7 protein-coding genes are annotated in these 8,107 nt (G+C 74.8%); 2 read left to right on the top strand and 5 right to left on the bottom strand.

From position 1 onward, the window contains the following. The first annotated feature begins 215 nt into the window (after positions 1-215). On the top strand, positions 216-917 hold the full coding sequence (locus ACFV6D_RS29630; RefSeq protein WP_244293561.1) for a transcriptional regulator: 702 nt from the start codon (positions 216-218) through the stop codon (positions 915-917). Positions 918-948: 31 nt separating this feature from the next. Here ACFV6D_RS29630 and ACFV6D_RS29625 read toward each other — a convergent pair whose 3' ends face one another. The 5 genes from ACFV6D_RS29625 to ACFV6D_RS29605 all read right to left on the bottom strand — a co-directional run bounded on the left by ACFV6D_RS29625 (position 949) and on the right by ACFV6D_RS29605 (position 6,038). Further along, complete coding sequence (locus ACFV6D_RS29625) at positions 949-1,470, bottom strand: hypothetical protein (protein ID WP_380561798.1); 522 nt, start codon at positions 1,468-1,470, stop codon at positions 949-951. Between the two features lie 340 nt (positions 1,471-1,810). Further along, positions 1,811-3,019, bottom strand: coding sequence for an ROK family protein (locus ACFV6D_RS29620; RefSeq protein ID WP_380561796.1), 1,209 nt, complete (start codon positions 3,017-3,019; stop codon positions 1,811-1,813). A gap of 263 nt (positions 3,020-3,282) precedes the next feature. Further along, positions 3,283-4,134 carry an SDR family NAD(P)-dependent oxidoreductase gene (locus tag ACFV6D_RS29615; RefSeq protein WP_380344786.1) on the bottom strand — a complete coding sequence of 284 codons (852 nt, stop codon included), beginning with the start codon at positions 4,132-4,134 and terminating at the stop codon, positions 3,283-3,285. A gap of 127 nt (positions 4,135-4,261) precedes the next feature. After that, the gene (locus tag ACFV6D_RS29610; protein ID WP_380561794.1) at positions 4,262-5,560 is read right to left on the bottom strand and encodes a trans-sulfuration enzyme family protein; all 1,299 of its coding nucleotides are present in this window, start codon (positions 5,558-5,560) and stop codon (positions 4,262-4,264) included. A gap of 100 nt (positions 5,561-5,660) precedes the next feature. Continuing rightward, a complete protein-coding gene (locus ACFV6D_RS29605) occupies positions 5,661-6,038 on the bottom strand; it encodes a hypothetical protein (protein ID WP_063350731.1) in 378 nt (125 codons plus the stop codon). A gap of 219 nt (positions 6,039-6,257) precedes the next feature. On the opposite strand from ACFV6D_RS29605, the gene ACFV6D_RS29600 reads away from it, so the two are divergent. Beyond that, the gene (locus ACFV6D_RS29600; protein ID WP_380561793.1) at positions 6,258-8,063 is read left to right on the top strand and encodes an LCP family protein; all 1,806 of its coding nucleotides are present in this window, start codon (positions 6,258-6,260) and stop codon (positions 8,061-8,063) included. Positions 8,064-8,107 lie beyond the last annotated feature (44 nt).

The raw sequence follows: 8,107 nt of genomic DNA, 5'->3' as shown, positions 1-8,107 counted from the left end.
GCAATTAGGCCCTAAATGGGGGCTACACCCCCCGCGCCGGGTTCGTGCACCCGCGCGGGCCCCGGGTCGTGTCCAACCCCCCCCACCCCCCGCACCGGCCCCCGCCCCGGGGGGGCCGGGAGCAACCCGCGGACCGCCCCGGCCTGTCGCCGCCGACTGGGCCCCGCCAGGCGGTAGGAATGGCACCGGGACCGAACCGCACCACGGAGGCACCGGTGAACCACCCGATCCTCGACCAGATCCGCGACCTGCGCGCCGAGTTGGCGCCCGGCGACGCCGCCCCGGCACTCGTCACGGCGCTCGCCGACGGCACAGCGCCCCGCTCGACCCTGGCCGAACTCGCCGCCCAGCAGCACCGGATCATCGCCTCCGACCGGCGCAGCCTGCTGCTGCTCGCCACCCGCAGCGCCGACCGTCCGGTGAGCGCCTGGTTCGCCACCCTCGCCGAGGGCGAAAGCGCCGCGCTGCGCACCCTGCCCGGCCTCGCCGCCGCCTGCGGCCTCGGCCCGGACGAACTCGCCGCCCGGCCACCGCTGCCCGGCTGCCAGGCCTACCCGGCCTACCTCGCCTGGCTCGCGCTGAACGGCGGGCCCACCGCCGCAGCCGTCGCCCTGGTCACCAACTTCGCTGCCTGGGGCGGCTACTGCTCCACCATCGCGCAGGCCCTGCGCGACCGCTACGGCTTCCCCGACCAGGCCTGCGCGTTCTTCGACTTCTTCGCCCAGCCCGCCACCGCGCTCGAACAGCAGGCCGCCGACGCCCTCGGGCCGGACCCGCTGGACGAGCCGACCCTGGCCGCAGCCCGCGAGTACGGCCGACTGCTCCAGGCGTACGAGCACCTGTTCTGGGACACCCTCGGACAGCTCGACCAGGATCCCCCGGGCCGCGGGAACGGGCCGACCGGGCACGGGAACTGACGGCTCGCCCCCCGCACCCGGTCGGCCTCGCTCAGGCCTGCCAGTGCGGCTTGCCGCTGACCATCCGGCAGTAGATCATCCCCCCGTTGGCGTCATGGGTGCTCTTGCCGAGATCGGCGTTGCGGCAGAACTGCCCGGCCGCATAGCAGTTCCCCGCGTTCGAGCGGAGCTCGCACTCCGCGCCGCCGGCCGCCGCGGTGTGCTGCGGCTCCGGGGCGGTCGGCGGCTGGGCCGTGGTGGTCTTCGGCTGCGGCGCCTTCGGGGTGGGCGACGGCGCGTGGGTGCTGGGGGCCGCCGGCGCGGGGGCGGCCGGCGTGCTCGGCGCGGGGTCGGACGCGGGCGGCGGCGTGCTGGCCGGGGGCGCGGCGGGCGGTGCGACCGGCGGGGTCGACTGGGTGGTGGCGGCCGCCGGAGCGGTCACCGGGGGCGAGGCCTTGGCTCCGCCGTCGGCGGCCGACGGGTCGCAACCGGTCAGCGCCAGACCGACGGTGAGGACGAGTCCGGCGAAGCCGGCCAGGCCGGCGCGCCGACGCCCGCGTATGCGTGAAGGCATGGGTGGAGAACGCTCCGTTCCGTTTGGATGAGGTGTGCGATTCAAGCAGAGCCCGCACACGATCTGTGCACGGATCTCTCACTCGTTGGCAGATCGAGATCTGCCGGCCACCGAGCGTCGCCGCCCTCCGGTCCGCCGTCACGCTGCGCCGAACCGCCGAGCCGCTTACCGCCCCAACAGGCGTATAGCGCCGGAGCGCAGGGGAATCCGGCATGTTCCTGGCATTGCCGGCCCTACTTCCAGCCCGTCTACCCGATCCTGAGCGCCTACGGCCTCACCCTGGCCACCGACTGACCGGCCGAGCGGCTGGTCGAGCCGTCGGCCGAGCCACAGGCCGCCGTTAGGGCAGCCCCGCCGTCCGGCGCTCGAACACCTCGGGGCGCGCGGTCTCCAGGGCGGTGGCGACCGCGCCGAGAAGGACCGCCTCCTCCCCCAGCAGGCTCGGCGCAAGCGTCGGACGCATCGGGGCGATCCGGTGCAGGGCCTGCTCCAGCGGCTCCAGGAGCAGGTCCGCGCTGTTGCCGATGCCGCCGCCGAGGACCACCAGGTCCGGATCCAGTACGGCGGACAACACGGCGACGGCATAGGCGAGTTGGCCGGCTTCACGGTCGACGACCCGGACCGCCGCCGGCTCCCCGGCCCGGGCCCGTTCGAAGACCTGCTTGGCCGTGGGCGCGCCGCCCAGCCCGAGGTCCTGGGCGGTGCGCACCACGGCGTCCGCGGCGGCCTCCTGCTCGATGGTCGCCGGAGGCTCACCGGGGCGGGCGGGCAGCGGCACCAGGCCGATCTCGCCCAGCGCGCCGTGCGCGCCGAGCAGCAGTTCGCCGTCCTTGACCACGCCGACGCCCAGGCCGGTGCCGACCAGCAGGTAGGCGAACATCCGACTGCCCCGGCCCGCGCCGAGGGTGTACTCGCCGAGCGCGGCCAGGTTGGCGTCGTTGGCCACGGTGACGGCCACCCCCAGGCCCTCCCCGATCCGGTCGAACAGGCCGGGCCGGCCCCAGCCGGGCAGGCTGGTGGCGTAGCGGACACCGCGCCGCTGCTCGTCCCACACGCCCGGGGTGCCGATCACCGCGTGCACGATGTCGTCGGCGGCCAGGCCCGCCTCGGCGATGGCCTCGTGGGCGGCGGCGACCACGGCGTCGGCGACGGCGTTCGCCGAGCGGCCCCGGTTGGCCACGTCGCGGCGGGCGACGACCGTCCCGGCGAGGTCCGCGACGGCGACCCGCAGCCTGGCCCGCCCGATGTCCACGCCGAGCACGTGCCCGGCGGCCGGGTCGACCTCGTACAGCACCGCGGTGCGGCCGCGCTCGGGGGCCAGCCGGCCGGCCTCGCGGACCAGCCCGGCCTGCTCCAGGGCGGCCAGGGCGGCGGAGACGGTGGGCTTGGACAGGCCGGTGTCCCGGGCGAGTTGGGCGCGCGAGGAGCCGCCGCCGGTGCGCAGCAGTTCGAGCAGCAGCCATTCGTTGTTGCTGCGCAGCCGCTGCCGGTTCCACGGCACTGCCGGGGCCCCGGCCGCCGGGCGGTGGGTCGGCAGGTGGCTGCTCATCGGTTCCTCCGGTCTGGGCGGGACGGCTGGCGGGCTGCGCCGGGCGGTGCCGGCACGGCCCGCGGCGTCCGGTGTCGGGCGCCGCCGCCCAAGTATGACCGGCGATCATTCCGTTCCCACCCCGGCCGCCGGCCCTGTACCGTCCCGAGCAGCCCCGTACCGCCCTGAGCAGCCCCGAGCCGCCCCGAGCGGGACCATCGGGCCCGTCAAGCCCGTCAAGCCCGTCGGACCTGTCAGCCGCGTCAGACCCCGGGTCGGATCCCTCAGGCCACCCAGCCGCCCGTCATCCGCCGCACCACCGAGCCGTCCAGGTCGGCCAGCTTGGTGCCGGCGAAGGCCCGGGCCGCCTCGGAGGTCTGCACCCGCAGCGGCGGCCGCTCGGCGGTGAGGGCCGCGACGATCGGGGCGGCCGCCTGCTCCGGGGTCTGGGCCTGGGCGAAGGCCTTCAGCGTGCGGTCGACGTAGGCCCGCAGGGCGGGGGCGTACGGGCCGGCCGCGGCGGTCAGCGCGGGCAGGTCGATGGCCTGGTTGCCGATGAACTCGCTGGCGACGGCGCCCGGTTCGACGACGGTGACGTGCACGCCGACGGTGGCGGCGACCGGCGCCAGCGACTCCATGAAGCCCTCGACGGCGAACTTGGCGGCGCAGTACGCCTCGTTGAAGGGCTGTCCGACCACGCCGCCGACGCTGGTCACGGTGACGACCCGGCCGCCGGAGGCCCGCAGGTGCGGCAGTGCGGCCCGGGTGACCTCGACCACGCCGAAGAAGTTCACCTCCATGGCGGCCCGCACCGGCGCCGTCCCGTCCTGCTCGATCGTGCCGACGTGGCCGGCGCCCGCGTTGTTGACCACCGCGTCGAGCCGGCCGTGCCGGGCGAGGACGGTCTCCAGGCAGGAGGTGACGGAGGCCGGGTCGGTGACGTCCAGCTGCTCGACCTCGATCCGCCCGTCGACGCCCGCCTCGGCGGCGGCGCGCCGCAGGGCTTCGGCCCGTCCGGTGTCGCGCATGGTGGCGACGACGCCGTACCCGGCGCGGGCGGCGGCCACGGCGGTGGCGAGGCCGATCCCGGAGGAGGTGCCGGTGATGAGGACGATCGGGGCGGCGTCGGTGTCCATGGAGGTCTCTCCTCGGGTCTCCCCGGACTTCTCCGGGGCAGAGTGTGTGCGTGTGCACGCACCCTATAATTAGGTGCACGCGCACGCAAACGCGATCGGCAGCCCGGCGCCGCCGGGCGGGCTGCCGTCACACCTTCGCCAGGGCGCCCTCCATGTCCGCCCACAGGTCCTCGGGGTGCTCGATGCCCACCGACACCCGCACCGTCCCCGGGCCGATCCCGGCGGCGGCCAACTCGGCGTCGTCGAGCTGGCGGTGGGAGGTGCTGGCCGGGTGGAGCACGAGGGTGTGCACGCCGCCGAGGGAGGGGGCGAGGGCGGCCAGGCGGACGGACTCGGTGAAGGTGCGGGCCGCCTCGCGGCCGCCGACGAGGTCGAAGGCCAGGACGCCGCCGTGGCCGTCGGGCAGGAGCCGGCGGGCGAGGTCGTGGTCGGGGTGCCCGGGCAGGCCCGGGTAGTGGACGGCGCCGACCGCGGGGTGGGCGGCGAGGCGGCCGGCCAGGTCGAGCGCGGTCTCGCAGTGCCGGCGGACTCGCAGGGCGAGGGTCTGGAGGCCGCGCAGGGTCAGCCAGGCGGCGAACGGGTCGGCGGCGGCGCCGAGTTCGACGGCGTAGTGCCAGACCTTGCGGTGCAGTTCGGCGTCCGCGAGAACGGCGACGCCGGCCAGGACGTCCGAGTGGCCGCCGAGGTACTTGGTGGCCGAGTGGATGACGACGTCCGCGCCGTACTCGATCGGCCGGCAGAGCAGCGGCGTCGCGAAGGTGTTGTCCACGACGCTGACCACCCCGGCCCGCTTGGCGACGCCGATCAGCCCGGGCAGGTCGGTGACCCTGGTCGTGGGGTTGGAGATGGTCTCCAGGTGCAGCAGCCGGGTGGTGGGCCGCAGCGCCGCCTCGACCTCGGCCGGGTCGTCGCCCCCGACGTGGGTGACCTCCACCCCCCAGCGCTCGGCGAGGTCGGCGAGCACGGCGAAGGTGCCGCCGTACAGGCTTCGCTGGGCGATCACGTGGTCGCCGGAGCGCAGCAGGGCGAGCAGGACGGTGTTGATCGCGCCCATGCCGGAGGCGGTGGCGATCGCGCCGGCGCCGCCTTCGAGGTCGGCCACCGCCGTCTCCAGCGAGCGGACGGTCGGATTGCCGTAGCGGTTGTAGAAGAAGGCCCCGCCCGGGCCGCTGAAGGCCTGGGTGAGCGCGTCGCTGGTGTCGAAGGCGAAGAGGTGGCTCTGGTGCAGCGGCACGCCCATCGGACGGCTGCCGGCGGTGTCCGCGAGGGGTGGGTGGACGATCCGGCTCTCGGGGCGCAGCGCGCCGGGGGCCCGGTGGCCGTCGGGGGTCCGTTGGCCCTCGGGGGTCTGGTGTCCGTCGGGGGTCTGGTGTCCGCCAGAGGCCTGCTGTCCGTCGGGGGTCTGGTGGCCGAGGTAGTCGCTCATGCCGCCCATCGTCGGGCCGGTCGCATGCCGCGCCCAGGGCCAATCGCGCCCGGGTGGCCCGCCCCGGTGCCGCAGCGGCGCCGGGGCGGGCCACCGCGGCTCACTTGCGGCGGCCGAAGATCCGCTTCGCGGCGTAGACGATGCCGACGATCAGCAGCACGAAGAACAGGATGATCAGGATGACCACGACGATCAGGAACTTGCCGAGCTTGGCGAAGAAGCCCGACTTCTTCTTCTCGTCCTTGGCCGCGAGGTGGGCGGCCGGCGCGGTCTGACCGCTCCGGGTGCTGACGGAGACGGCCGGGCCCGCCGCCGGGGCGGCCGGGCCGGAGCCGGTGACGGAAACGGTGGTGGCGGCGGCCGCGACGGGCCGGGGTGCGGCCGTCGCCGTCGCGCTCGACGCCGCGGCGGTGAGGCCGACGGCGGCCAGCAGTGCCACCAGGGCGCCGGCTATCGAACGTGCGATCCGGTGAGTCATCGTGCTCCTCGTACGGGTTCTGAGCAGCACAGAGGAGCCCGGCCGACCGGATCCGCTGGTCTGACCAGGTGGTTTTCTCATCTGCGCCTAGTATGCTCCACTGAGTTTCTACAGCGGTGTAAAAGTTTAGCGACGGGCCTGCCCGGATCGGCTCCGGCCCCGGCCACGCACGCCCGCCGGTCCGACGGGGGTTTCGTGGCAACTGTGGAGGATGACGACGTGTCTGGTCGCAGGGGTTCCCCCGGAGCCGGAAAATCGCCGCGCCGGGCAGCCGGCGGCTCGCCGGAGGGCCGCATACCCGACGGCGACATACCCGACGGCCGCACAGCCGAGGAGCGCACCGCGCAGGGCCGCCCGGCGGACGGCGGCCAGGCCGGCCGGCCGGATCAGGCAGGCCGGGCCGGTCAGGCCAGCCGTACGAGCCGGGCGAAGCCCAAGGCCAAGCGCAGCACCAAGGAGAAGGTGCTCTGGGCGACGGCCGGCTGCACCGCCCTCCTGGTCCTCGGCGGCTGCGCCGTCTACTACCGCCTGAACAGCAACCTCACCACCTTCGACGGCGACGCCCTCAGCAAGGACCGCCCGGCCGCCGCGGCGCCGGACGCCCAGGGCCGCAGCCCGGTCAACGTCCTGCTGATCGGCTCGGACAGCCGCGGCAACGGCAACAGCGACCTCGGCGGCGGCGGGGACGGCGGCGCCCGCTCGGACACCGCGATCCTGCTGCACGTCTACGCCGACCACAAGCACGCCGTCGGCATCTCCATCCCCCGCGACTCCCTGGTCACCATCCCGGCGTGCAAGCTCCCGAACGGCAAGTGGACCAAGGAACAGACCAATGTGATGTTCAACAGCGCCTTCTCGGTGGGCGACACCGACCAGGGCAACCCGGCCTGCACCCAGAACGCCGTCGAGAAGCTCACCAACCTGCGGGTCGACCACACCATCGTGGTGGACTTCAACGGCTTCGCCTCGATGACCAAGGCGGTCGGCGGCGTCGAGGTCTGCCTGCCGAACGACATCCACGAGGGCGATCTCAACCCGAACCTGGGCAAGAAGGGCAAGCTGGTCTTCCCCAAGGGCAAACAGAAGGTGGAGGGCCAGTCCGCGCTCGACTTCGTCCGGGTGCGGCACGGCATCGGCGACGGCTCCGACATCGGCCGCACCAAGCGTCAGCAGGCCTTCCTCTCCTCGCTCATCAAGGAGGTCAAGTCCCGCGGCATGGACCCGACCACCCTGCTGCCGCTCGCCGACGCCGCGACCAAGTCGCTCACCGTCGACCCCGACCTCGGCTCGGCGGCCAAGCTGCTCTCCTTCGCCATGTCGCTCAAGGACGTCAACCTGCACGACGTCAAGTTCGTGACGGCGCCGTGGCGCTACGAGGGCCCGCGGGTCGCCCTGCTCCACCCCGACTCGGACCAGCTCTGGGCCGCGCTCAAGGCCGACCGCACCCTGGACGGCCAGGACGCGAGCGCCACCGCCGCGGACTCCGCCGCGCCGGGCACCCCCGCCGCCGAGGCCACCCCCAGCCCCACCGCCACCACTCCCGTCCCGGACGCCAAGAGCGGCGAGGCCAAGCCCGCCGACGTGAAGGTCGCCGTGCTCAACGGCACCGACGCGACCGGGCTCGGCGGCAAGGCCGCGGAGGCCGTCAAGGGCGCCGGCTACACCGTGACCAGCGTCGGCAACGCGACCGGCAAGCCGCGCGCCACCACGGTCGTCGAGTACGGCGCGGGCGAGCGCGCCGCGGCCGACGCGGTCGCGAAGCTGTTCCCGGGCGCCACCGTCCAGGCCGGCGGCAAGGGCGTCAGCGTAGTGCTCGGCCACGACTTCGCCGCCGCCAATCCGGCCGGCGCCGCCGACCCGGCCGCCTCCGCGTCGCCCGGCGGGGCCCCGGCTGCTCCGGCCCCGGTGCCCAGCAGCGTCGCCAACGCCGCCCGGTCGGCCGACGACGACCCGTGGGGGGGGGGGGGGGTGTGGGGGGCCGGCGGGGGGGGGGGGCAACCCATGGGCCAGCCCCGGGGGGTTTAGAAAAAAAAACAACCCCACACAGAAAACCAACCTCGCGGTGGGTG

The organism is Kitasatospora sp. NPDC059812 (assembly GCF_042732075.1).
In the GTDB taxonomy this organism is placed as follows: Bacteria; Actinomycetota; Actinomycetes; order Streptomycetales; family Streptomycetaceae; genus Kitasatospora.
This window is presented reverse-complemented; position numbering and strand designations above follow the sequence as displayed.